Origin of the sequence: Rickettsia typhi str. Wilmington (genome assembly GCF_000008045.1) — a bacterium.
Classification (GTDB): domain Bacteria; phylum Pseudomonadota; class Alphaproteobacteria; order Rickettsiales; family Rickettsiaceae; genus Rickettsia; species Rickettsia typhi.
In genome coordinates, this window is sequence record NC_006142.1 from 811,366 (window position 1) to 835,899 (window position 24,534).

Below are 24,534 nucleotides of genomic sequence, written 5' to 3' on the forward strand. Positions count from 1 at the left end.
AACTGAAGTACCCATGTATTAACAAGTATATCGCATGCCTTGTATTGTAAACTCTTGGCACTTTTTGAAGTTGATCTTTTATATAGAAAATGAGAAGAATAATATGAATAGAACCGCTGTATTTTTGCTAGTTTTCTTGACGCTGTCTATAAGCAGTTTTATGCTAATTCCAGACACAATAAAACCATTTTTTATTGCATTTATAATATCTTACTTACTACAACCTGCTATATATTTTATTGAATCAAAACTTGAAATATCAAATAAATTTGCATCAAGCATAATGTATCTGATATTTTTAAGCATATTTTTCTTAATATTCACTATCTTAGTCCCAATAATTTATGGACAAATTTTTACTTTGATCAATAATATCCCAAAATATAAAGATTATTTACAATCAGAAATATTACCTCCAATCATGGAAAAAATTTATTCAATTGAACCTGATATCGCTGATAAAATCAAGCATTCTTTGAGTAATTTTATAAATAGTATATTTACTATACTTGGCAGTATTGCTAATAATTTTTGGCGTTACACCATTATTACGATTAACATATTTGTTTTATTTTTACTTATACCTATAATATTATTCTATTTCCTACGTGATTGGAATAAAATTATTGCAAATATGAAATCATTATTACCTATAAAAACGAGACCAAAAATCCTAGAAATATTATCGGCAATTAATAATTTATTATCTTCTTACATAAGGGGACAACTAAATATTTGCTTATTATTATCTACTTACTATAGCATTGCATTTACCGTAATAGGTCTTGATCTTGCTCTTTTACTTGGTATTTTAACAGGATTTTTAGTTATTATTCCTTTCCTTGGTACTTTTATATCATTTCTTTTAACTCTAATTATTGGCTATTTAACTTTTGGCATCACTAGCAAATTACTATATATAATGATAATTTATCTAATTGGGAATATTGGTGAATCTTATATTTTAACCCCTAAAATTATCGGAGATAAAATAGGTTTACATCCTCTTTGGATTATATTCGCGATTTTTGCTTGCGGCAGTTTATTTGGAATTATTGGAATATTTTTTGCTATACCAATTGCAGGCATTACAAAGATTTTACTCTTGAATCTCATTAAATTTTATAAATCTAGTAAGTTCTATAGAACAGACGTCTAAAAAATTCTTATATAGTGCAGCAATATATATTTCGTTTTACTACTTCTAATAAATATCATCCTGATGAATTTATCGTGTCTAGTTCTAATGCTCAAGCTTATAATATTATAAAAAATTGGCAGTGTTGCTTTGGCGTAAATCCTTATAAATTTACTTTATTAATTAAAGGACCTTCTTCATCAGGTAAAACTTATTTAACCAAAATCTGGCAAAATTTAAGCAATGCATATATTATTAAAGATATTTTTTTAAATGAAGAAATTCTAGAAAAGAATAATACTTTTATTATTGAAGACATTGAAAGCTGGCAAGAACCAGCATTGCTTCACATATTTAATATTATTAATGAAAAACAAAAATATCTTTTACTTACCTCATCAGATAAAAATGATAATTTTACTTTACCAGATTTATCTTCACGTATCAAATCAGTACTGAGTATTTTATTAAATTCACCTGACGATGAATTAATTAAAATCTTAATATTTAAGCATTTTTCCATTTCTTCAGTAACAATATCAAGACAAATAATAGATTTGCTTTTAGTAAATTTGCCTAGGGAATATTCTAAAATCATAGAAATATTAGAAAATATTAACTATTTTGCTTTAATTTCTAAAAGAAAAATAACAATTTCATTAGTAAAAGAAGTTTTAAATAACTATAAGAACAAAATATGATTAGGAATATAAAAAAATCAATAGGTCACAAAAACATACTATAGGCTTACAATCTGTATGAACTTTGTGAGAGTATTTTAATTTTGTGTACGCGATACACTGTGATTGCTGAAATAGGATATTAGTTAACGTATTTTATCTTTTTCTTTTTGCTCTATACTTTTATTTCGAGAGCAAATATCTCAATATACTAGGTTTGATATAAGATAATATATGTTAGCAATATAAAATCATGATACTACTATTAAAATTTCCTTTTCTTATATGATGATGGCTATTTCTCCTTATGCAAAAGTAAGTCATATGCATTGCGTTTTAATAGGCACAATTATAGAGTACCATGTATGTCATCTATATCTATATAAACAATCGTAATAACAGGATTATATTTAATGAAAAGTATCTAAATTACTAAACTCTTGCCTATTGTAACATTTATATTTGTGTGGTGTATGCTAACTTAGATTGCTTTAACACTGAAAATATCATACTATTTTCATTAACATAACTAATGTTGAGTTATTTTGCTTATAAGTGTATATATATCAGTAATACAGACAAATTTTTTACTTATTAATCACACTAACATTTAACTCAAACTTAATTAGTAACAATTTCTTCTATTTAGTACATAAATATTAATATAAAGCATATACTTACCAATACTTTTTTTAATTCTAGTTACTTAATACAATAAGCGATTCTAGATTAACATTTAAAATTAGTTATATACTTTATCTTCTTCATCTAGTTCAGTTTTAATGATTTCAAGCAATGTAAAAACTTTACAATATTCTGCAAGCTTTTCGTTTATTTGTTGGAGTTCATCTAAAGCACTACTAAAATCTTGTTGTATTAAATAGGTTTCTACAGTTTTATTCTGCTCTAATGTTTTAAGCATGATATCTTTTAACAACTTATTATAATGATTTTCTAACTTAGATGTATTGGACATAATGGACATAATAATTAGTAAATAACTTTGTATTTTTTATATATGAATTTTTTAATAATACAATAACTTTTAGTCTGTTTATATTATATATTTCCCTCTATCAATACTAATTCATGATTAAATTGAGATTAAATTTGCTACAACTCTAGGATTACAAATTATCTCATTAATTACTTTATCATTTTCTTATAATGACATTAAATTACTAACTAATAGTACTTAGTTTAAAATACCACTATGCAAAAATACTATTTATTTAATAGATTGAACTATTTCTAAGCTTGAGAAGCTTGAGTTTAAGCTTTATACATTGAATGATGTGTCCATTGATATACTAAAAATTTTCAATTGGTGGGCGATGACGGACTTGAACCGCCGACATTCTCGGTGTAAACGAGATACTCTACCAACTGAGCTAATCGCCCATGTTTGTTTTTAGTAAAAATTATTGATAATTTATAAATGTAAATTTTAATATCAAATTAAATAAAAATTATTCACTTTTGTGCAAATTTTTTATTTGTCTTGATAATCTACTAATTTTTCTTGAAGCAGTATTTAATTTAATTATATTTTTTTTTACACCTTGCATTATCTTAGACTGCGCAACAGATAAAGCTAGATTGGCATCTTCTTTATTACCACGACTGATCTCATACATAACTTTTTTTATAAAAGTTTTTATTGCACTAGATCTTTTTTTATTAATTAGCGTTCTTTTTATTGTTTGTCTAACAACTTTTTTTGCTGAAGAATGATTAGCCATTACCTAGTCCATTTATATTTTAATTTTTAATTTCTTCACTAGCATCCTGATACATTTTTTTACCTTTAGCATTAATATCTCTATCTACAAATTCAATATACGCTATCGGTGCTAAATCACCATAACGGAATCCAGACTTTACTATTCTAGTATAACCTCCAGGTCTATCTTTATATCGGACACCTAAAATATTTATAATCTTTTCTACTGCTTTTTTATCTTTTATTTTTGATAAAACGCTTCTTCTCACTGTTAAATCAGCTTTTTTAGCTTTAGTAATTATAGCTTCAATGTAAGGTCTTAATTCCTTAGCTTTTGGTAGAGTAGTTTTAATTTGCTCATGCATTACAAGTGCCACAGCCATATTAGCAAGCATTGATTGCCTATGACTACTCGTTACATTTAACCTTCTACCTTTAATTCTATGTCGCATTTTTATTAGTCCTTAATTATAAGAATCTTCATAACGTTTAGATAATTCTTGAATATTTTCCGGTGGCCAATCTGGCACATCCATACCGAACCTTAAATTAAACTTTGCCAATATTTCTTTAATCTCATTTAAAGATTTTCTACCAAAATTTGGAGTTCTCAACATATCAGATTCCGTTCTTTTTACTAGATCTCCTATATATATTATATTATCATTCTTTAAACAATTTGCAGATCTCACTGATAATTCCAATTCATCAACTCTCTTAAGTAAATATGGCGAAAATGGTAAAGAATCAGTTTTTACTTGCTTATCTTCTTCTTGCTCTTCAAAAGCAATAAATAATTGTAATTGCTCTTGTAAAATACGAGCCGCTAACCCTACAGCCATTTCAGGTAATACATCACCATTAGTTTCTACAAATATAATTAACTTATCATAGTCAGTAACTTGACCAACCCTAGTATTTTCAACCTTATAAGTAACACTCTTTACTGGGTTAAATAAAGCATCTATAGCGATTTCACCAATAGGTAAGTTATCCTCATAGCTATTTGTGCTAAGTACATACCCTTTACCAACTTTACATGTTAATTCCATTTCAAGCTGCTTATTCTTAGCTAAATTACAAATTACATGATTTGGATTCAGTATTTCTACATCATGCCCTGTATCAATCATACCTGCTGTTACAACACAAGGTCCTGTTGCTTTTAATTTCATGATACGTTTTTCCGAAACATGCATTTTTACTTCAATACCCTTAATGTTTAAAATCACTTCTGATACATCTTCTTGTACACCAGGTATAGAAGAAAATTCGTGCTCTATAGCAGGAATCTTTATAGAAGTAATAGCAGCTCCTTGTAAAGAAGATAGTAATACTCTTCTCATAGCATTACCAAGAGTTAAACCAAAACCTCTTTCTAAAGGCTCAACTATAATTTTAGCTTTATTATTTGTTTCAGGGAAATTTTCATACGTGACTCTATTCGGCTTAATTAAAGTATTCCAATTTTTACTTAATGATAACATTTAATACCTATGATTCTCTTATACTCTTCTTCTTTTTGGCGGTCTTACTCCATTATGAGCAATAGACGATACATCTAAAATTGATGTAACTACAAAATTTTGCCCAAATAAAGCACGCATTGCTGATTCTCGCTGTGCTCCAGGACCGCCAATCCTAATAGAAATAGTTTTTAAACCACATTCTTTTGCTTTTTCAGATGCTTTATCAATTGTGACTTGAGCTGCATAAGGAGTTGCCTTTCTTGCCCCCTTAAAACCATTGCCACCTGCTGATGCAGAAGAAATAGTATTACCTTGGATATCAGTAAATGTTACTATAGTATTATTAAATGACGCTCGGATATGTACAACACCAAGAGTAATAGTTTTTTTCTTTTTTTTAACTTTAATAGTCTGATTCATTTATTTATACTCTATACTTAAACTATTATTTAACAGTTTTTTTCTTTCCAGCTATCGCAATAGCTTTACCTTTTCTAGTGCGAGCATTAGAATGCGTATTCTGCCCCCTAACAGGCAATTTACGTATATGCCTAAGCCCTTGATAACATCTTATATCTTTCTTCTTTTTAATATTCAGCGTAACTTCTCGCCTTAAATCACCCTCAACTTTATACTCATTTTCAATAATATTACGTAAGCGTATTAACTCTTGATCAGTAAGTACTTTAACCTTTTTATCTCTCGATATTTTTGCTTTATTACAAATCTCTGCTGCCATAGTTGAACCAAGACCATAAATGTAAGTTAAACTCACAACTAAACGTTTATTATCAGGAATATTAACACTTGCAATTCTTGCCACAAATAATCTCCAAATTTTACTAATAACTAGAAAATAATATAAAAATCTTTAATGAAGTCAATTTATTTTTAGTATTTTCTGTATATCATTTTCTATTTCTTGTTCATCTTTACTTGCATTAACTATATAAAAATTACCACTATTTTTATAATAATCTATTAATGGATATGTTTCAGTTTTATATACTTCAATTCTTTTTTTTATTACTTCCTCATTATCGTCTCTCCTATAGTCAAATACATTAGAACTGCAGACATCACATACATAATCAGTTTTAGGCTGCAAGAAATGGACATTATATATTTTACCACAATTTTTGCAACTATATCTTCCCAAGACTCTTTTAATTAATAATTCATCCGCAACATCAAAATATATTATTTTAATTTGTGCTTTTTTTATAAATGATTCAAAAAATCTTGCTTGCTCTAAATTACGTGGATATCCATCTAATATATAGCCATTTTTATATTGAGAGGATAATAAAAAAATTTTGATTACTTGATTAACTATTTCATTAGGGATTAGCGCCCCTTGTTTAACATAATTATTAATTAATTCTGCTTCACTAGTTGATGTTTTAATAATTGTTCTAAATATATCACCAACTGCTATATGTGGTAAATCAATTTTTTTAGCTATCTTTTTGCCCTGTGTTCCCTTTCCAGCTCCTGGAGGACCTAAAAAAATTACTATCACTATTTAAGCTCATTTTTAATTTTTTAATTTTATTTTCTTCATTAAACCTTCATACTTACTACTAAATAAGTAAGTTTGAATTTGAGTCATAGTGTCAAGTACCACATTCACTACAATTAAAAAACTTGTACCTCCTAAAGAAAGAGAAATTACATATTTATTCATTAATAGCTCCGGAATTACACATATTATACTTAAATATAGCCCACCTATCACTGTAAGTCTTGTAAGTATATAATCAAAATAATCAGATGTATTTTTCCCGGGCCTTTTACCAGGAATATAAGCACCATATTTTCTTAAATTATTAGCAGTTTCTTCAGAATTAAATACAATTGCAGTATAAAAAAAACTAAAAAACATAATTAGTACTACATATAATAAAATATATACTGGTTTTCCATGCCCTAAGTAATAAGAAAGCATACTCATAGTTTCTGAATTACTATTAGAAAAATTAGCAAGTGTAGTAGGAAATAGTAAAATTGAACTAGCAAATATTGGTGGTATTACACCAGAAGTATTTAATTTCAGAGGCATATGAGTTGCTTCTCCTCCATAAATTTTATTGCCTACTTGTCTTTTAGGATACTGAACTAATAATTTTCTTTGTGCTTTTTCAAAGAAAATAATTATAGCGATTAATAAAACTACTCCGATACAAACAGTTATTGCTATTAAAGGCGACAATGCTCCTTTTCTTGATAATTCAAACATACTAATAATAGCACTAGGTACTCCAGAAATAATACCTATAAATATAATTAGAGATGTACCATTACCTATTCCACGTTGTGTAATTTGTTCACCTAACCACATCAATAGCATTGTACCTACAACCAAAGTAATCACAGTTGTAACTCTAAAGAAAAACCCAGCTAAAATTACTACAGGACCTGTATTTGTAACCATCGACTCTAAACTTAGAGCAACACCATAAGCCTGGAAAGAAGCAAGCAGAACTGTTAAATACCTCGATAACTGATTTATTTTTCGTTTACCAGATTCTCCTTCTTTTTTTAAATTTTCTAAAGGTTTATATGCAACCGACATTAATTGGATAATAATTGATGCGGTAATATATGGCATAATTGCTAAAGCAAAAATAGACATTCTACCTAGCGACCCACCAGATAGCATATTGAACATTCCGAGTATTCCAAATTGATTCTTTTCAGCCACACTATTTAAAGCAATTGAATCTATACCTGGTATAGGTATAAAAGATCCAATTCTACATATGATTAGCATAAAAATAGTAAAAATAATGCGACTAACTAAATCATTACTGGATTTTTTAGAAAAATTTTGCCCCATATTATTATAATAATTGTCCACCTGCTTTCTCAATTAAATACTTCGCTTTAGAAGAATAAGCATCTAATTTTAATGATAAAGGAGAAGCAAAATCATCACTACAAATAGATAATAACTTTACTAAATTTTTATTATTAATTAAACCAATTTCTATTAACTTTTCTTTAGTAATAATATTATTAGTACTTAAACGACCATCGGTCAATGCTTTTTCAATATTGTAAATATTTATTATATTATATTTTTTAGTTGAAATACACTTAAATCCTCTTTTAGGTAACCTTTTAATCATAGGTGTTTGACCACCTTCAAAACCTTTTATTGCAACACCAGATCTAGATTTTTGACCTTTAATTCCTCTACCAGCAGTTTTACCTTTACCACTACCAATACCGCGTGCTATTCTTTTCTTATTTTTTTTAGCACCTATATTATTATATAATTCATTTAATTTCATTTAAAAACTCTAATTACATATTTTTTATTTCTAATAAATGTTTTACTTTTTTAACCATTCCTTTGATTGAATTAGTATTTTCAAGAATAACGCTCTTATTAATTTTATTTAAACCAAGCCCAATTAATGTTAATCTTTGATCATACTTACAGCCTATAGCACTTTTAATTTGAGTAATTTTTATATTATTAACCTTATTATTCATAACTTAGCCTTACTTATGAAACATTTATTCATTAAATTTATTTATTAACTTGAATATAAGATTTGACAGATATTTCATGTACTTTTTTACCTCTTCTTATAGCAATAGATTTTGGTGAGGCAAGCTTATTTAATGCATCAAATGTTGCAGAAATCATTGCATAAACATTAGTTGAACCTATTGATTTAGCAACAATATCATGTACACCTAAAGAATCAAAAATTGCTCTCATAGACCCGCCAGCTATAACGCCTGTACCTGCTTTAGCTCTTCTTAAAATTACTTTAGCAGCTCCACTTTTACCAACAACATCATGATGAATAGTCCTATTTTGATATAATGGGACTTTCATCATTCGCTTTTTAGCAGCTTGTTTTGCCTTTCCTCGAGCTTCATTTACTTCTTTAGCTTTCCCGTGTCCAGCTCCTACTCTTCCAGCTTTATCACCAACAACTACATAAGCAGAAAAAGCGAATCTTCTACCACCTTTTACTACCTTGGTAACTCTATTGACATCAACTAAAACCTCGCTTAAAGCCTCTTCATTTTTTTTAACTTTAGACATTATTACAACCTATAACCTAAAATGTTATTTTCTCTCTAGCTGCATCAGCTAAAGCTTTTATAATACCGTGATACTTATACCCACCTCTATCAAATACTACCTCTTTTATACCTGCAGAATTAGCTTTTTTTGCTATTTCTCTACCAATTTTGATAGCATTTTCAACATTACAATGAGATTTCTTTATTTTTTTTATTGTTTTATCTAAAGTTGAAGCAGACGCAATTGTTATAGACTTAGAATCATCAATAATTTGTGCATATATATGTCGACCCGATTTAAATACCGATAATCTAACTCTATTAGATGTTCTTGATATTTTATGTCTTATCCTACTTTTCCTTTTTTCAAATTTTAACTTAGCACTACGCATATTTTACTCTTAAATTTAATTTTTCTTACCTTCTTTACGCTGTATAAATTTATTTTCAAATTTAATTCCTTTACCTTTATAAGGCTCAGGTGGTCTCTGTTTTATAATAATTGAAGCAAATTGGCCTAATTTTTCTTTATCTATTCCCTCAAGAAGAATAATATTCTGCTTAGGCAGATCTATTTTAATATTTGATGGTATTTCAATTTTTGTATTATGGCTTTTAGCAAGCATCAAATTTAAATATTTACCTTTTACCATTGCCCTATAACCGACACCGTTAATTTCAAGCTTTAATTTAAAACCTTCTTTAACTCCAGTGACCATATTATATATTATGCTCCTTGCAGTACCCCACATAGAACGTGCATTTTTGTTTACAGCTAAAGGTTTTACAACAAGCTTATTTTCTTCCATTATAATAGCTATATTACCTTTAAAAGTTTTTGATAATTCACCCTTAGGACCGGATATTTTTACTTCTAAATCATTTAAACCAACTTTTACACCTTCAGGTATAGTAATCGGTAATTTTCCAACACGTGACATTTTTTACCTTAAAATACTTTACAAATTACTTCACCACCAACATTTTTAATATGAGCTTCTCTATCAGACATAACACCGTAAGGAGTAGAAAGAATATATATTCCCATATTATTATAATATCCTTTCAAATCTTTAATAGCAGAATATACCCTTTTTCCAGGCTTTGACACTCTACGAATTTCGCATATAGAAGCCTCACCATTTATAGAGTATTTTAAAGCCACCTTAGTATAACTGATATTATTTTTTTGAGTGATCACATAATCTTTTATATAACCTTCTTTTTGCAACACATCTAAAATCGAATTTTTAATTTTAGAACTTGGAAACGAAACATTTATTAATTTACTTTTATAAGCATTTCTAATTCTAGTTAACATATCTGCTACATTATCAGTCATTGACATATTATTTACCTATCCACTTTACCAACTTGCTTTAACTACACCAGGGACTAAACCTCTACCAATTAATTCCCTAAGCTTATTCCTTGATATACCAAATTTTCTTGTAACACCCCTTGGTCTACCTGTAAGCTCACATCTATTTCGTATTCTAGTAGATGATGAATTTCTAGGTAATTGTGCAAGTGCAATTATCAAAGAAAAACGTTGTTCTAATGAGAGACTTTTATCATAAATTTTACTTTTTAGTGCTGAACGTTTATTATGTAAACGTTGTGATTTTTTTTGCCTACTTTTGTTCTTTTGTATAGCACTTACTTTTGCCATTATATATATCCTAAAAATTAATTATAAAAAGGTAAATTAAATCCAGATAATAAAAACTTACTCTCTTGATCTGTTTTAGCAGATGTAACGATTGTAATATCCATACCCCTTATTGTATCGATTTTATCGTAATTAATTTCAGGAAAAACTATCTGCTCTTTTAATCCAAAAGTAAAATTCCCTTTACCATCAAAACTCTTATAAGAAAAGCCACGAAATTCTTTAACACGCGGTAATGCAACAATTACTAACCTTTCTAAAAAATCATACATTCTATCTTTACGTAATGTAACCTTGCAACCTATTTTCATATTTTCACGTAACTTAAAGGTTGCAATAGATTTTCTTGCTAAAGTTACAATCGGCTTTTGACCTGAAATCAAAGTAAGATCATTTAGTGCATTATTAATTACTTTGGAATCTGCTATTGCTTCACCTACGCCCATATTTATAACAATTTTTTTAATTTGCGGTATTTCATGTTGATTTTTAAAAGAAAATTCTTTTTTTAAGCTTTCAATAATTTTTTTCTTATATAATTCTTTAAATCTTAACATCATTACCTACCTTCCCAATAATTTCTCCTGATTTTTTTGCTATTCTAACCTTAGACCCATCTTCTAAGAATTTAAAAGCTACTTTAGTAGGATTACCAGTTTTTGGATCGATGTGTGCAACATTTGAGATATGTATAGGTGATTCCTTAGTTATTATCCCACCTTCACTCATTTTATTAGGTTTAGTATGCTTTTTTACTAAATTTACTCCAGAAACAATTACTGTATTTTCATCTATAAAAACTTTTAATACCTTACCTTTTTTCCCTTTGTACTTTCCAGTAACAACAATAACTTCATCACCTTTTTTTACTTTTAATTTAATCATAACACTTCCTCTGCAAGCGACATTATTCTAACATATTTTTTCGCTCTAAGTTCTCTTGTAACAGGGCCAAACACTCTGGTTCCTATAGGTTCATCTTGTTTATTCAAAAGCACTAAAGCATTTTTATCAAATTTTATTGTACTACCATCAGATCTTACTACTCCTGTCTTTGTACGAACGATCACACCTTTATAAACATCACCTTTTTTAACCTTACCACCTGGTATAGCTTCTTTAATAGACACGACTATAACATCACCAAGCTTTGCCATCATATGGTGAGAACCACCTAAAACTTTAATACACATAACTTTTTTAGCACCAGAATTATCTGCAACTTCTAAAATGCTCTGCATTTGAATCATAAACTACTTCCTTTTATACACGAGAGTTAAAATAAACAATCTACATTATTAAGTCAAAGGTTATTCCACATTTACTACTACCCATGTTTTTGTTTTTGAGATAGGACGGCTTTCAACTATACTAACTTTATCTCCTTCTCTATATTTATTTTCTATATCATGAGCAGCATATTTTTTAGATACTTTCACAAATTTTTTATAAATAGGATGCTTAAACTTTCTTTCTACTTTTACTGTAACTGTCTTATCAGTTTTTGAACTTATAACCACGCCTTGTAACACTCTTTTCGGCATTTTAATATTCCTCACTATTAGATCTTTTTGTTAACTCAGTTTTAATACGTGCTATAGACTTTTTTACTAACGAAAACCTACTAGTATTTTTTAATTCTCCTAAAGCTTGTTGAAATCTTAAATTAAACAATTCTTTTTTTAAAAGATTAAGGTTTTTATAAAGCTCTTCTATTGTTTCAGTAGATAACTTACTCCTTAATAATTTTAAATCATTCATAACGTCTCACTATCCTTGTTCTAACAGGTAATTTGGCACTTGCAAGTTCCAAAGCTCTAAGTGCAATATTTTCTTCTACTCCTTCAATTTCAAACATAATTCTTCCAGGCGAAACTCTAACTGCAAAAAATTCAGGTGCACCTTTACCTTTACCCATTCTTACCTCAGCAGGCTTCTTAGAAACTGGCACATCCGGAAAAATTCGAATCCATAATCTACCTTGTCTTTTCATACATCTAGTAGCAGCTTTTCTTCCTGCTTCTATTTGTCTTGCAGTAACACGCCAACCATCTATAGATTTGAGGCCAAATGATCCAAAAGCAAGTGTCATCCCTGCTTTTGCTTTTGACATAACTCTACCTTTATGAGCTTTTCTAAATTTTTGTTTTTTTGGAGCTAACATTTGAATACTTAAAATTAATTATATCTTTTATTTTCTTTATATTCACCTTTATAAATCCACACTTTAACACCTATAACCCCATAAGTTGTTATAGCCTCAGCTGTTGAATAATCAATATCAGCTCTTAAAGTATGTAATGGCATTCTACCTTCTATATACCACTCAGTTCTAGCAATCTCAGCACCACCAAGGCGCCCTGAACAACTTACTCTTATACCCTGTCCACCTTGCTTAAATGAAGCCTGAATTGCTGTTTTCATAGCTTTTCTAAAAGAAACTCTTTTTTCAAGCTGCGCTGCTATAGTTTGAGCTACTATAGCAGCATCTATATTAAATTTTCTAACCTCATGAATATTTATATAAACTTCCTTTAAAAAAGTCATATTCTCTATAGCTTTTTTTAGCTTATCAATCTCACTACCATTTTTACCTATAATAATATTTGGTTTTTTTGCATTAATATTAATTATAATACTTTTGTTAGAAGGACGTTCGATTAAAACTCTACTAATTTGCGCTTGATTAAACCACTTATTTATTAAATCTCTAATTTTGAGGTCTTGTATAAAAAGAGTTTTATAATGTTTTTCTGCATATAAGATTGAATCCCAATCTTTAATTAAAGTAGGTCCAACTCTAAAACCATGCGCACAAACTTTCTGCCCCATTTTAATTATCCTCTTTTTCTGTAACAGTTATATCAAGATTACTAAAAAACTTATTTATTCTAGTTGCTCTTCCTTTTGCTCTCGGCATAATCCTTTTCATTACGACCGACTTACCTACAGTAGCTTTAGTAATAATTAACCTATCTATGTCTAAACCTAAATTATTTTCAGCATTTGCAACAGCAGATCGTAAACAATCTTTTACAATTTTTGCAATTCTTTTAGGAGAAAAAGTTAATTGTATTAATGCTTCAGATACTTTCATATTTCTAATAAAGGAGGCAACTAAATTAAGCTTCCTTGGACTTACTCTAATAGACTTAGCTTTTGCTGTAGCAAAATTTTTATTTTCCTGTATCATACAAATCTTTATTTTCTTTTAACTTTTTTATCAGCTCCATGACCATGAAATGTTCTAGTAGGAGCAAACTCACCTAATTTTCTTCCAACCATTTCTTCATTTATATAAACCGGGATAAATTTATTTCCATTATGGACAGAAAAGGTAAATCCTACAAAAAGAGGTAAAATCGTTGATCTTCTAGACCAAGTTTTAATCATTTCAGATTTACCTGATTTCATTAATTTTTGAACTTTTTTTATTAAATAACCATCCACAAAAGGCCCTTTCCATATTGAACGTGCCATATTAATACCTAATTAATTTAAAATCTATTTTCTTTTTTTTACAATAAATTTTGAAGTGCGCTTATTTTTACGCGTCTTTTTACCCTTAGTTGAGAATCCCCAAGGAGTAACAGGATGACGACCTCCTGAAGTTTTACCTTCACCACCTCCATGAGGGTGATCAATAGGATTCATTGCTACACCTCTAACATGTGGCCTCCAACCAAGCCATCTATTTCTACCTGCTTTGCCTAAATTAATATTTTTTTGATCTGGATTAGATATACTACCTATAGTAGCTTTACAATCTAAAGGTACTAGTCTAAATTCACCTGATCTTAATTTAATCTGAGCGTATCCTGAATCTTTACCAACTAATTCTACTGAAGTACCTGCAGACCGTGCAATCTGTCCACCCTTGCCAACTTTCATTTCAACGTTATGTAAAGTAGTGCCGATCGGAATGGATTTTAAAGGTAAACAATTGCCTATTTTGATATCAGCAGCTTGACTTGAAATTACTCTATCACCTATAGATAATTTTTGCGGTGCTAAAATATAAGAATATTCTCCATCATCGTATTTTATTAAAGCAATAAAAGCAGTCCTATTAGGATCATACTCTATTCTTTCAACAACAGCAAAAATATCTATTTTCTTTCTTTTAAAATCAATAACACGATATAATTTTTTGTGCCCACCACCTCTATGCCAAGAAGTAATTCTTCCTTGCTGATTGCGTCCACCAGTTTTTGACATACCTTTAGTCAAAGATTTTAAAGGTCTACCTTTCCATAAATTAGTTTTATCAACTTGAACTAGCTCTCTAAGAGAAGGAGTAATTGGATTAAAATTTTTTAAAGCCATTTATTTAATTCCTCCAGCATAATCTATATTATGGTCTTTTTCTAATGTAACAATAGCTTTTTTTTGATTGATTTGAGTCCCTATAATTCCTTTAAATCTTTTTTTCTTACCCTGAATATTTAAAATATTTACTTTTTTTACTTTTACTTTAAATATTGCTTCTATAGCCTTTTTAATGGTCAATTTTTTAGCAAACTTATTTACATAAAAAGTATATTTATTTTGCTCAGAAATACTTGTAGTTTTTTCTGTAATAATAGGTTTTTTAATTAAATCGTAGTATTTATATACACTCATCTTAACCTCTCTTCTAAAAAGCTCACAGCTTCTTGTGATAAGAGTACATACTCATGTCGTATGATATCATAAACATTCGCTCCTATTTGTGGAACAATCAACGTATTATAAATATTTTTTGTAGCTAAAGAAAAATTAGTATCTACTTTATTTCCATCAATTATAAAAAAACTCTGACCTTGAAATTTATTTAATAAATTTACAAGAACAGACGTTTTAGGCTTCTCTAACTTTAAAGAATTTATTATTAATAATTTTCCTGCAGCACATTTCTCAGATAAAGCATGAATTAAACCAAGTTTTCGTACTTTTTTAGGTAATTTTATTGCATGACTCCGTACCTTAGGACCATGTGATATACCACCACCACGCATCTGTATAGACCTAAGAGAACCTTGTCGTGCATTGCCTGTACCTTTTTGCTTAAAAGGTTTTTTTGTTGTGCCTGATACTTCTGATACTGTTTTAGTTTTATGGTTACCGGACATTGCTTTAGCTCTCTGCCAATCGATAACCTGCTTTATTATATCATCTCTGATAAACTCAACAGCGAATATATCTTTATTTAAAGTAATCTCACCAACTTCTTCATTAGCAAGACTTAATATTTTAGTTTTCATCTTTATTTAACCTTATGCAGTTTTATACAAAACTGTTATATCATTTAATATTGCATGGCGCTTTGTTAATTTTAAATCCTCAATCTCAATAAATATATCTAAGAAATTATTATTAAATAATCTTCTGATAATTTTTTATACTATAAATCATAAAATATTTTTTCATAGTTATTCATGTAAATACCTTATTGATAAAAAAGCTTTTACATTCACACAATATCACAATCTCTAAATATTCATTAGATAGTTATTGAAGCCTTTTTTATAGCATCTTTTACTAAAAGATACGAATTTTTGTGACCAGGTATACTACCCTGAATCATAATCAGCTTACGATTTGTATCAATAGCAAATATTTTTAAATTTTGGATAGTAACTTGATTACACCCCATATGACCAGCCATTTTTTTTCCTTTAAAAACCTTACCTGGATCTTGCCTTTGTCCTGTAGAACCGTGTGAACGATGTGATATAGAAACACCATGTGAAGCCTCAAGACCTCTAAAATTATGTCTTTTCATACTACCAGCAAACCCTTTACCTATAGTAGTTGCAGTTATATCAACAAATTGCCCTACACTAAAATGGTCTACTTCTAGAATTGATGCGATATCAATGAAATTATCTTCAGAAATTCTAAATTCTTTTAATTTAGTTTTAGGAGATATTTTAGCATTAGCAAAAACTTGTTTCATAGGTTTAGTAACTCTAGATATTTTTTGATCTTTTACACCTATAACCAAAGCATTGTATCCATGTTTTGCTAGAGTTTTATGCCCTACCACTTGACAACCATCAACTTTTACTAATGTTAAAGAGATGCGTTCTCCTTTATCATTAAAAACACTAGTCATACCAATTTTTTGAGCAATTATACCGGTTCTCATTTATTCCCCATTTTCTAATTCAATCACTACATCAACACCTGCTGCTAAATCAACTTTACTTAACGCATCAACAACCGCTGGATTCGGATCATCTATAACTAATAATCTTTTATGCTTTCTAATTTCAAATTGCTCTCTTGACTTTTTATGTACATGAGGAGATCTATTGACGGTAAATCTTTCAATTTTTCTAGGTAAAGGAATAGGACCATTAATAGTAGCAAACGTTCTTTTAACAGCACTAACTATCTCTTTTGTAGCTTGGTCAAGACTACGGTGATCAAACGACTTTAAACGAATTTTGATTTTATTTTTCATTCATTAAACCTAATATTTAAACAGCAAGATGTTTTTTAGATAGTAAAATATAAATACCTATTATTTTTAAATAATAGGTATTTATAAAATAAATTAATTATTTATTCTAGTGACTACACCGGCTCCTACTGTTCTACCACCTTCACGTATAGAGAATTTTAACCCTTCCTGCATAGCAATCGGCTTAATTAATTCTACTGAAAAAGTAGCATTATCTCCAGGCATAACCATCTGCTTATCAAAAGGCAATTTTATTGTACCGGTAACATCTGTTGTTCTAAAATAGAACTGTGGGCGATAATCATTAGTAAACGGGGTATGACGTCCGCCTTCCTCTTTACTCAGCACATACACTTCAGCTTCAAACTTATCATGCGGTTTTATGCTACCAGGTTTTGCAAGTACTTGTCCTCTTTCTACTTCCTCTCTTTTTGTACCACGTAATAATATACCAACATTATCCCCAGATTGTCCTTCATCAAGTAATTTTCTGAACATTTCTACACCTGTACAAGTCGTTTTTTGCGTATTTTTTAGACCTACTATTTCAATTTCTTCCCCTACCTTAATTATGCCTGACTCCACTCTACCAGTTACAACAGTACCTCTGCCTGAAATAGAGAATACATCTTCTATTGGCATTAAAAAAGGTTTATCTGTAGCTCTTATAGGCTGAGGTATATAGCTATCTACTGCATTCATTAACTCATTAATAGCTTTTTCACCTTCAGGCTTTCCTTCTAAAGCTTGAAGTGCAGAACCTTTAATAATAGGTATTTCATTACCAGGAAAACCATATTTTGATAATAATTCGCGTACTTCCATCTCGACTAGCTCTAATAGATCAGGATCATCAACCATATCCACTTTATTCAAAAATACTACCATAGCAGGTACACCTACCTGTTTTGCCAGTAATATATGCTCTCGAGTTTGAGGCATAGGCCCATCAGCAGCAGAAACCACTAATATTGCACCATCCATCTGAGCGGCACCGGTTATCATATTTTTTACATAATCAGCATGTCCAGGACAATCTACGTGTGCATAGTGTCTATTATTAGTCTCATATTCTACGTGTGCAGTAGAAATAGTAATACCTCTTTCTTTTTCTTCAGGAGCAGCATCAATTTGATCATACGCTGTCGCTTTTGCTCCACCTGTCTTAGCAAGTATTATAGTGATTGCTGCGGTTAAGGAAGTTTTGCCGTGATCTACGTGACCAATAGTACCTATATTAACATGTGGTTTAGTACGTTCAAATTTTGCTTTTGCCATAGTTATTACTCTCTACAATTTTTAGGTTTAATACAAGTTTTAAAGTGCATTTCTTTGCTAAATTTATTTGTTACCACTACTCTGGAGCGGATGATGGGAATCGAACCCACACAGCCAGCTTGGAAGGCTGGAACTCTACCATTGAGTTACACCCGCATTTGGACACTATTAATAAATATAATTCATTTATAAAAAAATAACATATAAATTAATATATCTGTTAAATAGATATATTTCCCTAAACCATTAAGTGGTGGAGGGAGAAGGATTCGAACCTTCGAACGCTTACGCGGGCAGATTTACAGTCTGCTGCCATTGACCACTCGGCCACCCCTCCTAAAAAACTTTACTGTATTAAATAGAGTAATTTACTGTAAAATACAAATATAGTATTAGGACTTAATAAACTTTGCCGAATCATCAAATAAACAAATAGCAGCTTGCACATTTATTTAGTTGTAACTTTCTATAATAAATAGTAATTTCTGTCAAGAACAAATTAATGATGGTGTTCAATAAGATGCAAAATAAACAGCTTAATTATCAAAATAGTTATTATATGTATGGGAAACATCCTGTATTTTCTGCGATCAATAATCCAAAACGTCAAATTGAAAATATTTTATGCACTAGGGAAATTTTTGATATAAATAAAAAATTAATAGGTACTAGACCTTATGAAATTGTTAATAACTATATTATATCTAAATTACTGAAACACCAAACGCATCAAGGCATAGCTGCAAAAGTAAGACCAATTTTTTCTTATAATCTAGACGACATAGATATCAATAACCCTCAATGTAAAATTGTGATTTTAGATCAAATAACAGATACACAGAATATTGGAGCAATTATTCGCAGTGCAGCTGCTTTTTATATAAATGCTATAATATTACCTCAAGATAATTCTCCAAATGAAAGCGGTAGCATTGCGAAAGCAGCATGCGGCACTTTAGAATTAATACCTATCATTAAGGTAACTAACTTATGCTCATATATGAATTATCTTAAAAAACGTGGCTTTTGGATTATCGGAGTAACAGGTTATGCGAATGAATACTTTACTGATAAATTCATTTCCGACAAAATAGCATTAGTATTTGGCGCAGAAGATAAAGGTATGCGAAGATTAGTTAAAGAAACATGTGATTATTTAGCTAAAATACCTATTTCGAAGAGTGTAGAAAGTCTTAATGTTGCAAATGCTGCTTCTATAATTTTTCATTCATTACATAAATCTTTTTAAGACTTCAATTTAAATATTGAAATTATAAACTTTTATTATTTTATTACATCGATTAATTTAAGGAAAAAGTCATCATAAAGTGATACAATAAAAATTGTTGAGAATTTTGAACTAATTAGACAGATCTATAAATGTACTTAGAGCAGAAATAATAACAACGCCTAAAATCTTAAACAATTTCTTTGACAATTAATAAACTTCATGCAGGATTAATAATGATACCATAAGGTAAGTATTAATTACTAAACCTATATATTTCGATTATATAGGGTTTTCTGTACCTATATAACCTATATTAGCAAAAATTTATAGTTTTAATCTTAATCTTATGATAAATAAGTATATCGAATCTTTATGCTTAGAATCTAAACAGCTTCTTTAACAGAGAATATTACAGCTTTGCTAAATTAGCTAAGAAATTAGACTTGAATGCAGTAAGTAATAATTTTATAACACAATAGATAAAAAATTGCACAATTTATGAAAAATTACAGAATCGAAAGTGACTCTTTTGGAGAAATTCAAATAGAAGAAAAATTTTATTGGGGCGCTCAAACTCAAAGATCTTTAAACAATTTTAAAATAAGCAAGCAAAAAATGCCGAAAATTTTAATTCATGCTCTTGCTATTTTAAAAAAATGTGCTGCACAGGTGAATTATGAATTTGGTGATTTAGAATATAAAATAGCTACAAGTATAGATAAAGCAATTGATAGAATCTTAGCAGGCGAATTTGAAGATAATTTTCCTTTAGTAGTTTGGCAAACAGGATCAGGTACACAAACAAACATGAATATGAACGAGGTTATTGCCTCTATTGCTAATGAGGAATTAACTGGTAAAAAAGGTGGTAAATCTCCAGTACATCCTAACGATCATGTTAATAAAGGGCAATCTTCCAACGACTCTTTTCCAACAGCTATGCATATAGCAACTGTACTTGCAACTAAACAGCAGCTTATACCAGCTTTGAATAATTTACTTACATATTTACAAGACAAGTCAAAAGATTGGGATAAAATAATAAAAATAGGACGCACTCACTTGCAGGATGCAACTCCTTTAACTCTTAAACAGGAATTCTCAGGATATATTACACAAATAGAGTATGCTTTAGAACGCATAGAAGATGCACTAAAAAAAGTTTATCTACTTGCTCAAGGTGGAACAGCAGTCGGTACAGGTATTAACTCAAAAATAGGCTTTGATATAAAATTTGCTGAAAAAGTTGCAGAGTTTACTCAACAACCATTTAAGACTGCTCCTAATAAATTTGAAAGTTTAGCCGCACATGATGCATTAGTAGAGTTTTCAGGAACTCTTAATACTATATCAGTTAGCTTAATGAAAATAGCAAATGATATAAGACTCCTCGGCTCCGGTCCAAGATGCGGTCTTGGTGAACTACATTTACCAGAAAACGAACCGGGCTCTTCTATTATGCCAGGTAAAGTAAACCCTACACAAGTTGAAGCATTAACAATGGTGTGCACTCAGGTGATGGGTAATCATGTAACTGTGACTATTGCCGGCTCAAATGGGCATCTTGAACTTAACGTATTTAAACCAGTAATAATATACAATATCCTACAATCTATAGAACTATTATCTGATAGCGTAAATAGTTTTGTTACACACTGTGTTAAAGGATTAGAGCCAAATATAGAACGCATTAATGCTTTACGTGATAAATCTCTAATGCTTGTTACAGTGCTTAATCCACATATAGGCTATGATAATGCTGCAAAAATTGCTAAAGAAGCATATAAGTATGGGATCACTTTAAAAGAAGCAGCTAAAAAACTCAATTTTTTATCAGAAGAAGAATTTGATAAAATAGTTATACCTGAAAAAATGATTTCTTAATCTTAATATTAGAGACTAAAGATATTTTAAACTATTAATATTAATATAATGTCATTATATGTATACACGACTTGTAACAAATTACGAATTTGCATAATATGCTAAGGCGTTGACACTAATAACACATAACACATTTTACTGCACAAATCAAGTAATACAAAGTGTATATACAATAAGTTTGTAAAATCAATAGCGCAATTTATTGAGTTTTTTTAATGTACTCTTTTAGCTAGGAAAGACATGGAAATTTTAAAGCAATTTTTTCTAAATAATATGTATATATTAATTAAATTTTTCTTCACACAGCCTTCATCTTTGATTATACTTAAAAATTAATTATATAAAAATTATAATGATTTTAAATATAAAAGCTCCTGAAAATATAGTATTAAAGCCGACTATTACTGTTTTTGGTGTCGGAGGTGCAGGTAGTAATGCAGTCAATAATATGATTCATGCTAATCTACAAGGCGCTAATTTTGTGGTAGCGAATACTGATGCACAATCCCTTGAACATTCTTTATGCATTAACAAAATACAATTAGGCGTTTCTACTACTAGAGGTCTTGGAGCAGGCGCATCACCTGAGGTTGGCGCACTTGCTGCTCAAGAATCAGAAAACGAAATTCGTAGTTCACTAGAAAATAGCAATATGGTATTTATTACAGCAGGTATGGGCGGTGGTACAGGTACCGGATCTGCACCAATTATTGCACGCATTGCTAAAGAACTAGGAATTCTTACGGTTGGGGTAGTAACTAAACCTTTCCATTTTGAAGGTGGTCATCGTATGAAAACGGCTGATAAAGGACTAATTGAATTACAGCAATTCGTTGATACTTTAATTGTAATACCGAACCAAAATCTATTCCGTATTGCTAATGAACAAACAACATTTGCTGATGCTTTCAAAATGGCAGATGATGTATTACATGCAGGCGTTAGAGGAGTTACAGATTTAATGATTATGCCTGGACTGATTAATCTTGATTTTGCTGACATTAAAGCAGTAATGAGCGAAATGGGTAAAGCAATGATGGGTACAGGTGAAGATAGTGGGGAAGATAGAGCTATTAAAGCAGCAGAATCTGCAATTTCAAATCCATTACTAGATCATAGTTCAATGTGCGGTGCGAGAGGTGTATTAATCAATATTACTGGCGGTCCTGACATGACATTATTTGAAGTGGATAACGCTGCGAATAGAATTAGAGAAGAAGTAGATAACATTGACGCTAATATTATTTTTGGTTCAACATTTAATCCAGAACTCAAAGGTATTATCAGAGTATCAGTTGTTGCAACAGGTATTGATGCCGATAAAGTGCCAAAATATAAACTCGCAATAGATGAAAATACCAATACAGTGCCTAAAGAAACTTATAATGAATCTATGATACAACATACACAAATAGAAGAAATTCCTGCGTTTAATAACTACAGTACTGAAAATATTGAAATTACCGACTCTTCAATAAAGCAAAATTATACTGAAAATGAACAAGAACTACGATTGCATGTAAATGCTGTCAATAAACCTGAAAATAACTCACAAAAATCATCATTTTTATGGAAGATATGGGGTTCGCTTCGTGCTTCAAATAATCAAACTTTAGAACGCAAAAACGTCATTGTGAACACTCTAGATCAAGATAATAAAGAGTCTGATATACATGACATACCAGCGTTTTTGAGAAAAAAACGCGATTAGATTAACCTCAATGATAATATAATTTCAAAATAGTATAAGTATTATTTATAATAGCATCACAAATGATGCAGATACCAAAATTTATGCTTTATCTTGTTAAATTGATACTATAATCTTAAGCAGACACATAAAAATTTTATAAGAGGTATAAAAGCTATTTGGATGTATGCTTTAGATATTAACAGAATAACATATTATACCGAATTAGATTTCAATCAAAACAATGTACTAAATGCAAGTTTTAGTACACACTATCTTATTTAATAGAAACTCTATCTAACTTTTTTTTGATAAAAATATAGCTATAAAATATATTGTAATTAATACAGAAACAAAGATATATTTTATAATAAATCAAACTATTTTTTATTTCAAATATACAAAATAATCACATAATTCTAAAATTATAAAGCTTAAAGAACACATGACAATAGATGTATTAAATAATAGGAACTTATAATCAATATCATTTTTTAAAACTCAGCAACGGATTAGTAATATAGATGACCTAATAATAAAAAGTTTTCTTATGAAAGTTTTTAGTTTAAATAATAAGCCTAATTTAGAGATTGCAAGTTTAAATTAGAGTATTTATGCTATATTATTGATATTAAACATTTTTTTAAAGGTATTACTAAATAATGAATAGATTATCATTACTCAAAATCCTCTTCTACAGCCTGAACTTCTTGCACTTCTGGTATAAAATGTCTAAGCATTGATTCAATGCCGTTTTTTAAGGTAATAGTAGAACTAGGACATCCAAGGCATGCACCACGAAGTGCTAATTTTACTACACCGCTTTCAAAACCTTTATATATTATGTCACCACCATCTTGAGTAACGAATGGACGCACTCTAGTTTCAATAGTCTCGATGATTTGCTTTTCTATTTCTGAAAGCATATCAATATTATGTTTTTCATTATCTATTTTAGTGTTTTCGTTAAATACAGGAAATCCTGAAATAAAATGATCCATAATAACCATTAAAATTTCAGGCTTTATAACTTGCCAGTTACCTCCAGCGTGTTTCGTGACTGTTATAAAATCACTACCAAAAAAAACTGATTTCACATTATTAATATGGAATAGCGACTCTGCAAGTGTGCTTCTTCCTTTAACTTCAGCAAGCTCACTAAAAAACACCGGCTGATCAATACTTATTTCCTGTCCAGGGAAAAATTTTATTGCATCAGGATTTGGAGTGTCTTCAGTTTGAATAAACATAATTACAATAATAAATTTGTTAAT

At 29.6% G+C, this 24,534-nt stretch carries 36 protein-coding genes and 3 tRNA genes; 5 read left to right on the forward strand and 34 right to left on the reverse strand.

The annotated features are described in order from the left end of the window. Nucleotides 1-103 precede the first annotated feature (103 nt). Both RT_RS03070 and RT_RS03075 read left to right on the forward strand, forming a co-directional pair. On the forward strand, nt 104-1,159 hold the full coding sequence (locus tag RT_RS03070; protein WP_011191065.1) for an AI-2E family transporter: 1,056 nt from the start codon (nt 104-106) through the stop codon (nt 1,157-1,159). A 14-nt stretch (nt 1,160-1,173) separates the two neighbouring features. Beyond that, on the forward strand, nt 1,174-1,839 hold the full coding sequence (locus tag RT_RS03075) for an HdaA/DnaA family protein (protein ID WP_011191066.1): 666 nt from the start codon (nt 1,174-1,176) through the stop codon (nt 1,837-1,839). A gap of 721 nt (nt 1,840-2,560) precedes the next feature. Here the strand turns inward: RT_RS03075 and RT_RS03080 are convergent. From RT_RS03080 to RT_RS03240, 33 genes are all read right to left on the reverse strand, one after another. After that, nucleotides 2,561-2,794: a hypothetical protein gene (locus RT_RS03080; RefSeq protein WP_011191067.1), complete on the reverse strand. Its 234-nt coding sequence runs from the start codon at nt 2,792-2,794 to the stop codon at nt 2,561-2,563. A gap of 349 nt (nt 2,795-3,143) precedes the next feature. Further along, a tRNA-Val gene (locus RT_RS03085) sits at nt 3,144-3,219 on the reverse strand. A gap of 68 nt (nt 3,220-3,287) precedes the next feature. Continuing rightward, the gene (gene rpsT, locus RT_RS03090) at nt 3,288-3,560 is read right to left on the reverse strand and encodes a 30S ribosomal protein S20 (protein ID WP_011191068.1); all 273 of its coding nucleotides are present in this window, start codon (nt 3,558-3,560) and stop codon (nt 3,288-3,290) included. 19 nt (nt 3,561-3,579) lie between these two features. Beyond that, nucleotides 3,580-3,993, reverse strand: a complete 414-nt coding sequence (gene rplQ / locus RT_RS03095) for a 50S ribosomal protein L17 (protein WP_011191069.1) — start codon at nt 3,991-3,993, stop codon at nt 3,580-3,582. Between the two features lie 12 nt (nt 3,994-4,005). After that, nucleotides 4,006-5,028 carry a DNA-directed RNA polymerase subunit alpha gene (locus RT_RS03100; RefSeq protein ID WP_011191070.1) on the reverse strand — a complete coding sequence of 341 codons (1,023 nt, stop codon included), beginning with the start codon at nt 5,026-5,028 and terminating at the stop codon, nt 4,006-4,008. An 18-nt stretch (nt 5,029-5,046) separates the two neighbouring features. Further along, entirely contained in the window at nt 5,047-5,430 is a 384-nt protein-coding gene (gene rpsK, locus RT_RS03105; protein WP_004596242.1) for a 30S ribosomal protein S11, read from the reverse strand. A 25-nt stretch (nt 5,431-5,455) separates the two neighbouring features. Beyond that, complete coding sequence (rpsM, locus tag RT_RS03110; protein WP_011191071.1) at nt 5,456-5,833, reverse strand: 30S ribosomal protein S13; 378 nt, start codon at nt 5,831-5,833, stop codon at nt 5,456-5,458. Nucleotides 5,834-5,890: 57 nt separating this feature from the next. Continuing rightward, the gene (locus RT_RS03115) at nt 5,891-6,532 is read right to left on the reverse strand and encodes an adenylate kinase (RefSeq protein ID WP_011191072.1); all 642 of its coding nucleotides are present in this window, start codon (nt 6,530-6,532) and stop codon (nt 5,891-5,893) included. 15 nt (nt 6,533-6,547) lie between these two features. After that, the gene (gene secY / locus RT_RS03120) at nt 6,548-7,849 is read right to left on the reverse strand and encodes a preprotein translocase subunit SecY (RefSeq protein ID WP_011191073.1); all 1,302 of its coding nucleotides are present in this window, start codon (nt 7,847-7,849) and stop codon (nt 6,548-6,550) included. A gap of 4 nt (nt 7,850-7,853) precedes the next feature. Beyond that, a complete protein-coding gene (gene rplO / locus RT_RS03125; protein WP_011191074.1) occupies nt 7,854-8,306 on the reverse strand; it encodes a 50S ribosomal protein L15 in 453 nt (150 codons plus the stop codon). Between the two features lie 13 nt (nt 8,307-8,319). Next, nucleotides 8,320-8,511, reverse strand: coding sequence for a 50S ribosomal protein L30 (gene rpmD, locus RT_RS03130; protein ID WP_011191075.1), 192 nt, complete (start codon nt 8,509-8,511; stop codon nt 8,320-8,322). A gap of 37 nt (nt 8,512-8,548) precedes the next feature. Continuing rightward, on the reverse strand, nt 8,549-9,076 hold the full coding sequence (gene rpsE, locus RT_RS03135) for a 30S ribosomal protein S5 (RefSeq protein WP_011191076.1): 528 nt from the start codon (nt 9,074-9,076) through the stop codon (nt 8,549-8,551). A 16-nt stretch (nt 9,077-9,092) separates the two neighbouring features. Further along, the gene (gene rplR, locus RT_RS03140) at nt 9,093-9,449 is read right to left on the reverse strand and encodes a 50S ribosomal protein L18 (RefSeq protein WP_011191077.1); all 357 of its coding nucleotides are present in this window, start codon (nt 9,447-9,449) and stop codon (nt 9,093-9,095) included. A 15-nt stretch (nt 9,450-9,464) separates the two neighbouring features. Continuing rightward, nucleotides 9,465-9,998 carry a 50S ribosomal protein L6 gene (gene rplF / locus RT_RS03145; RefSeq protein WP_011191078.1) on the reverse strand — a complete coding sequence of 178 codons (534 nt, stop codon included), beginning with the start codon at nt 9,996-9,998 and terminating at the stop codon, nt 9,465-9,467. Nucleotides 9,999-10,006: 8 nt separating this feature from the next. Continuing rightward, nucleotides 10,007-10,405 carry a 30S ribosomal protein S8 gene (gene rpsH, locus RT_RS03150; protein ID WP_011191079.1) on the reverse strand — a complete coding sequence of 133 codons (399 nt, stop codon included), beginning with the start codon at nt 10,403-10,405 and terminating at the stop codon, nt 10,007-10,009. Between the two features lie 18 nt (nt 10,406-10,423). After that, nucleotides 10,424-10,729, reverse strand: a complete 306-nt coding sequence (rpsN, locus tag RT_RS03155) for a 30S ribosomal protein S14 (RefSeq protein WP_011191080.1) — start codon at nt 10,727-10,729, stop codon at nt 10,424-10,426. Between the two features lie 17 nt (nt 10,730-10,746). Next, complete coding sequence (rplE, locus tag RT_RS03160) at nt 10,747-11,286, reverse strand: 50S ribosomal protein L5 (protein ID WP_011191081.1); 540 nt, start codon at nt 11,284-11,286, stop codon at nt 10,747-10,749. Then, nucleotides 11,273-11,614: a 50S ribosomal protein L24 gene (gene rplX, locus RT_RS03165; protein WP_011191082.1), complete on the reverse strand. Its 342-nt coding sequence runs from the start codon at nt 11,612-11,614 to the stop codon at nt 11,273-11,275. The genes rplE and rplX overlap by 14 nt, the downstream gene beginning before the upstream one ends. Then, nucleotides 11,611-11,979 carry a 50S ribosomal protein L14 gene (gene rplN, locus RT_RS03170; protein ID WP_004596218.1) on the reverse strand — a complete coding sequence of 123 codons (369 nt, stop codon included), beginning with the start codon at nt 11,977-11,979 and terminating at the stop codon, nt 11,611-11,613. Before rplN ends, rplX begins: the two co-directional genes overlap by 4 nt. 60 nt (nt 11,980-12,039) lie before the next feature. Continuing rightward, complete coding sequence (rpsQ, locus tag RT_RS03175) at nt 12,040-12,273, reverse strand: 30S ribosomal protein S17 (protein WP_014419454.1); 234 nt, start codon at nt 12,271-12,273, stop codon at nt 12,040-12,042. A 1-nt stretch (nt 12,274) separates the two neighbouring features. Beyond that, nucleotides 12,275-12,490: a 50S ribosomal protein L29 gene (gene rpmC / locus RT_RS03180; protein ID WP_004596213.1), complete on the reverse strand. Its 216-nt coding sequence runs from the start codon at nt 12,488-12,490 to the stop codon at nt 12,275-12,277. Continuing rightward, nucleotides 12,483-12,893 carry a 50S ribosomal protein L16 gene (gene rplP, locus RT_RS03185; protein ID WP_011191084.1) on the reverse strand — a complete coding sequence of 137 codons (411 nt, stop codon included), beginning with the start codon at nt 12,891-12,893 and terminating at the stop codon, nt 12,483-12,485. Before rplP ends, rpmC begins: the two co-directional genes overlap by 8 nt. Nucleotides 12,894-12,907: 14 nt before the next feature. After that, on the reverse strand, nt 12,908-13,561 hold the full coding sequence (rpsC, locus tag RT_RS03190; protein ID WP_011191085.1) for a 30S ribosomal protein S3: 654 nt from the start codon (nt 13,559-13,561) through the stop codon (nt 12,908-12,910). Between the two features lies 1 nt (nt 13,562). Further along, nucleotides 13,563-13,922 carry a 50S ribosomal protein L22 gene (gene rplV, locus RT_RS03195; RefSeq protein WP_011191086.1) on the reverse strand — a complete coding sequence of 120 codons (360 nt, stop codon included), beginning with the start codon at nt 13,920-13,922 and terminating at the stop codon, nt 13,563-13,565. 8 nt (nt 13,923-13,930) lie between these two features. Continuing rightward, on the reverse strand, nt 13,931-14,209 hold the full coding sequence (rpsS, locus tag RT_RS03200) for a 30S ribosomal protein S19 (RefSeq protein ID WP_011191087.1): 279 nt from the start codon (nt 14,207-14,209) through the stop codon (nt 13,931-13,933). A gap of 24 nt (nt 14,210-14,233) precedes the next feature. Further along, on the reverse strand, nt 14,234-15,055 hold the full coding sequence (gene rplB / locus RT_RS03205) for a 50S ribosomal protein L2 (protein ID WP_011191088.1): 822 nt from the start codon (nt 15,053-15,055) through the stop codon (nt 14,234-14,236). Continuing rightward, on the reverse strand, nt 15,056-15,352 hold the full coding sequence (rplW, locus tag RT_RS03210) for a 50S ribosomal protein L23 (protein ID WP_011191089.1): 297 nt from the start codon (nt 15,350-15,352) through the stop codon (nt 15,056-15,058). Further along, nucleotides 15,349-15,972 carry a 50S ribosomal protein L4 gene (gene rplD / locus RT_RS03215; RefSeq protein WP_011191090.1) on the reverse strand — a complete coding sequence of 208 codons (624 nt, stop codon included), beginning with the start codon at nt 15,970-15,972 and terminating at the stop codon, nt 15,349-15,351. The genes rplW and rplD overlap by 4 nt, the downstream gene beginning before the upstream one ends. A 239-nt stretch (nt 15,973-16,211) precedes the next feature. Then, nucleotides 16,212-16,859 (reverse strand): 50S ribosomal protein L3, encoded by a 648-nt coding sequence (gene rplC, locus RT_RS03220; protein ID WP_011191091.1) that lies wholly within the window; start codon nt 16,857-16,859, stop codon nt 16,212-16,214. Further along, nucleotides 16,860-17,177, reverse strand: coding sequence for a 30S ribosomal protein S10 (gene rpsJ, locus RT_RS03225; RefSeq protein ID WP_011191092.1), 318 nt, complete (start codon nt 17,175-17,177; stop codon nt 16,860-16,862). A gap of 93 nt (nt 17,178-17,270) precedes the next feature. Continuing rightward, on the reverse strand, nt 17,271-18,455 hold the full coding sequence (gene tuf / locus RT_RS03230) for an elongation factor Tu (RefSeq protein WP_011191093.1): 1,185 nt from the start codon (nt 18,453-18,455) through the stop codon (nt 17,271-17,273). An 82-nt stretch (nt 18,456-18,537) separates the two neighbouring features. Further along, nucleotides 18,538-18,611 (reverse strand) — tRNA-Gly (locus RT_RS03235). A 95-nt stretch (nt 18,612-18,706) separates the two neighbouring features. After that, nucleotides 18,707-18,792: transfer RNA gene (locus RT_RS03240), tRNA-Tyr, on the reverse strand. A 183-nt stretch (nt 18,793-18,975) separates the two neighbouring features. On the opposite strand from RT_RS03240, the gene rlmB reads away from it, so the two are divergent. From rlmB to ftsZ, 3 genes are all read left to right on the forward strand, one after another. Further along, a complete protein-coding gene (gene rlmB / locus RT_RS03245) occupies nt 18,976-19,704 on the forward strand; it encodes a 23S rRNA (guanosine(2251)-2'-O)-methyltransferase RlmB (protein WP_014419455.1) in 729 nt (242 codons plus the stop codon). Between the two features lie 480 nt (nt 19,705-20,184). Next, nucleotides 20,185-21,570, forward strand: a complete 1,386-nt coding sequence (gene fumC, locus RT_RS03250) for a class II fumarate hydratase (protein ID WP_011191095.1) — start codon at nt 20,185-20,187, stop codon at nt 21,568-21,570. Nucleotides 21,571-21,922: 352 nt separating this feature from the next. Then, nucleotides 21,923-23,281, forward strand: a complete 1,359-nt coding sequence (gene ftsZ / locus RT_RS03255) for a cell division protein FtsZ (protein WP_011191096.1) — start codon at nt 21,923-21,925, stop codon at nt 23,279-23,281. 656 nt (nt 23,282-23,937) lie between these two features. Here the strand turns inward: ftsZ and RT_RS03260 are convergent. Further along, nucleotides 23,938-24,510 carry a NifU family protein gene (locus tag RT_RS03260; protein WP_011191097.1) on the reverse strand — a complete coding sequence of 191 codons (573 nt, stop codon included), beginning with the start codon at nt 24,508-24,510 and terminating at the stop codon, nt 23,938-23,940. Between the last annotated feature and the right edge of the window lie 24 nt (nt 24,511-24,534).

What these genes read in the sequence shown, in the direction of transcription:
- rplO (WP_011191074.1), bottom strand. Translation starts at nt 8,306, where the DNA reads ATGAAATTAAATGAATTATATAATAATATAGGTGCTAAAAAAAATAAG.
- rplF (WP_011191078.1), bottom strand. Translation starts at nt 9,998, where the DNA reads ATGTCACGTGTTGGAAAATTACCGATTACTATACCTGAAGGTGTAAAA.
- rplB (WP_011191088.1), bottom strand. Translation starts at nt 15,055, where the DNA reads ATGGCTTTAAAAAATTTTAATCCAATTACTCCTTCTCTTAGAGAGCTA.
- rpsE (WP_011191076.1), bottom strand. Translation starts at nt 9,076, where the DNA reads ATGTCTAAAGTTAAAAAAAATGAAGAGGCTTTAAGCGAGGTTTTAGTT.
- rplV (WP_011191086.1), bottom strand. Translation starts at nt 13,922, where the DNA reads ATGATACAGGAAAATAAAAATTTTGCTACAGCAAAAGCTAAGTCTATT.
- rpsS (WP_011191087.1), bottom strand. Translation starts at nt 14,209, where the DNA reads ATGGCACGTTCAATATGGAAAGGGCCTTTTGTGGATGGTTATTTAATA.
- rpmC (WP_004596213.1), bottom strand. Translation starts at nt 12,490, where the DNA reads ATGAATGATTTAAAATTATTAAGGAGTAAGTTATCTACTGAAACAATA.
- rplE (WP_011191081.1), bottom strand. Translation starts at nt 11,286, where the DNA reads ATGTTAAGATTTAAAGAATTATATAAGAAAAAAATTATTGAAAGCTTA.
- RT_RS03070 (WP_011191065.1), top strand. Translation starts at nt 104, where the DNA reads ATGAATAGAACCGCTGTATTTTTGCTAGTTTTCTTGACGCTGTCTATA.
- rpsQ (WP_014419454.1), bottom strand. Translation starts at nt 12,273, where the DNA reads ATGCCGAAAAGAGTGTTACAAGGCGTGGTTATAAGTTCAAAAACTGAT.
- rpsN (WP_011191080.1), bottom strand. Translation starts at nt 10,729, where the DNA reads ATGGCAAAAGTAAGTGCTATACAAAAGAACAAAAGTAGGCAAAAAAAA.
- rpsK (WP_004596242.1), bottom strand. Translation starts at nt 5,430, where the DNA reads ATGAATCAGACTATTAAAGTTAAAAAAAAGAAAAAAACTATTACTCTT.
- RT_RS03260 (WP_011191097.1), bottom strand. Translation starts at nt 24,510, where the DNA reads ATGTTTATTCAAACTGAAGACACTCCAAATCCTGATGCAATAAAATTT.
- rplQ (WP_011191069.1), bottom strand. Translation starts at nt 3,993, where the DNA reads ATGCGACATAGAATTAAAGGTAGAAGGTTAAATGTAACGAGTAGTCAT.
- rplR (WP_011191077.1), bottom strand. Translation starts at nt 9,449, where the DNA reads ATGCGTAGTGCTAAGTTAAAATTTGAAAAAAGGAAAAGTAGGATAAGA.
- rpsC (WP_011191085.1), bottom strand. Translation starts at nt 13,561, where the DNA reads ATGGGGCAGAAAGTTTGTGCGCATGGTTTTAGAGTTGGACCTACTTTA.
- rpsT (WP_011191068.1), bottom strand. Translation starts at nt 3,560, where the DNA reads ATGGCTAATCATTCTTCAGCAAAAAAAGTTGTTAGACAAACAATAAAA.
- rpsJ (WP_011191092.1), bottom strand. Translation starts at nt 17,177, where the DNA reads ATGAAAAATAAAATCAAAATTCGTTTAAAGTCGTTTGATCACCGTAGT.
- fumC (WP_011191095.1), top strand. Translation starts at nt 20,185, where the DNA reads ATGAAAAATTACAGAATCGAAAGTGACTCTTTTGGAGAAATTCAAATA.
- rplN (WP_004596218.1), bottom strand. Translation starts at nt 11,979, where the DNA reads ATGATTCAAATGCAGAGCATTTTAGAAGTTGCAGATAATTCTGGTGCT.
- rplW (WP_011191089.1), bottom strand. Translation starts at nt 15,352, where the DNA reads ATGAGTGTATATAAATACTACGATTTAATTAAAAAACCTATTATTACA.
- rpmD (WP_011191075.1), bottom strand. Translation starts at nt 8,511, where the DNA reads ATGAATAATAAGGTTAATAATATAAAAATTACTCAAATTAAAAGTGCT.
- rplD (WP_011191090.1), bottom strand. Translation starts at nt 15,972, where the DNA reads ATGAAAACTAAAATATTAAGTCTTGCTAATGAAGAAGTTGGTGAGATT.
- RT_RS03100 (WP_011191070.1), bottom strand. Translation starts at nt 5,028, where the DNA reads ATGTTATCATTAAGTAAAAATTGGAATACTTTAATTAAGCCGAATAGA.
- secY (WP_011191073.1), bottom strand. Translation starts at nt 7,849, where the DNA reads ATGGGGCAAAATTTTTCTAAAAAATCCAGTAATGATTTAGTTAGTCGC.
- rplX (WP_011191082.1), bottom strand. Translation starts at nt 11,614, where the DNA reads ATGATTAAATTAAAAGTAAAAAAAGGTGATGAAGTTATTGTTGTTACT.
- ftsZ (WP_011191096.1), top strand. Translation starts at nt 21,923, where the DNA reads ATGATTTTAAATATAAAAGCTCCTGAAAATATAGTATTAAAGCCGACT.
- rplP (WP_011191084.1), bottom strand. Translation starts at nt 12,893, where the DNA reads ATGTTAGCTCCAAAAAAACAAAAATTTAGAAAAGCTCATAAAGGTAGA.
- tuf (WP_011191093.1), bottom strand. Translation starts at nt 18,455, where the DNA reads ATGGCAAAAGCAAAATTTGAACGTACTAAACCACATGTTAATATAGGT.
- rplC (WP_011191091.1), bottom strand. Translation starts at nt 16,859, where the DNA reads ATGAGAACCGGTATAATTGCTCAAAAAATTGGTATGACTAGTGTTTTT.
- RT_RS03080 (WP_011191067.1), bottom strand. Translation starts at nt 2,794, where the DNA reads ATGTCCAATACATCTAAGTTAGAAAATCATTATAATAAGTTGTTAAAA.
- rlmB (WP_014419455.1), top strand. Translation starts at nt 18,976, where the DNA reads ATGCAAAATAAACAGCTTAATTATCAAAATAGTTATTATATGTATGGG.
- rpsH (WP_011191079.1), bottom strand. Translation starts at nt 10,405, where the DNA reads ATGTCAATGACTGATAATGTAGCAGATATGTTAACTAGAATTAGAAAT.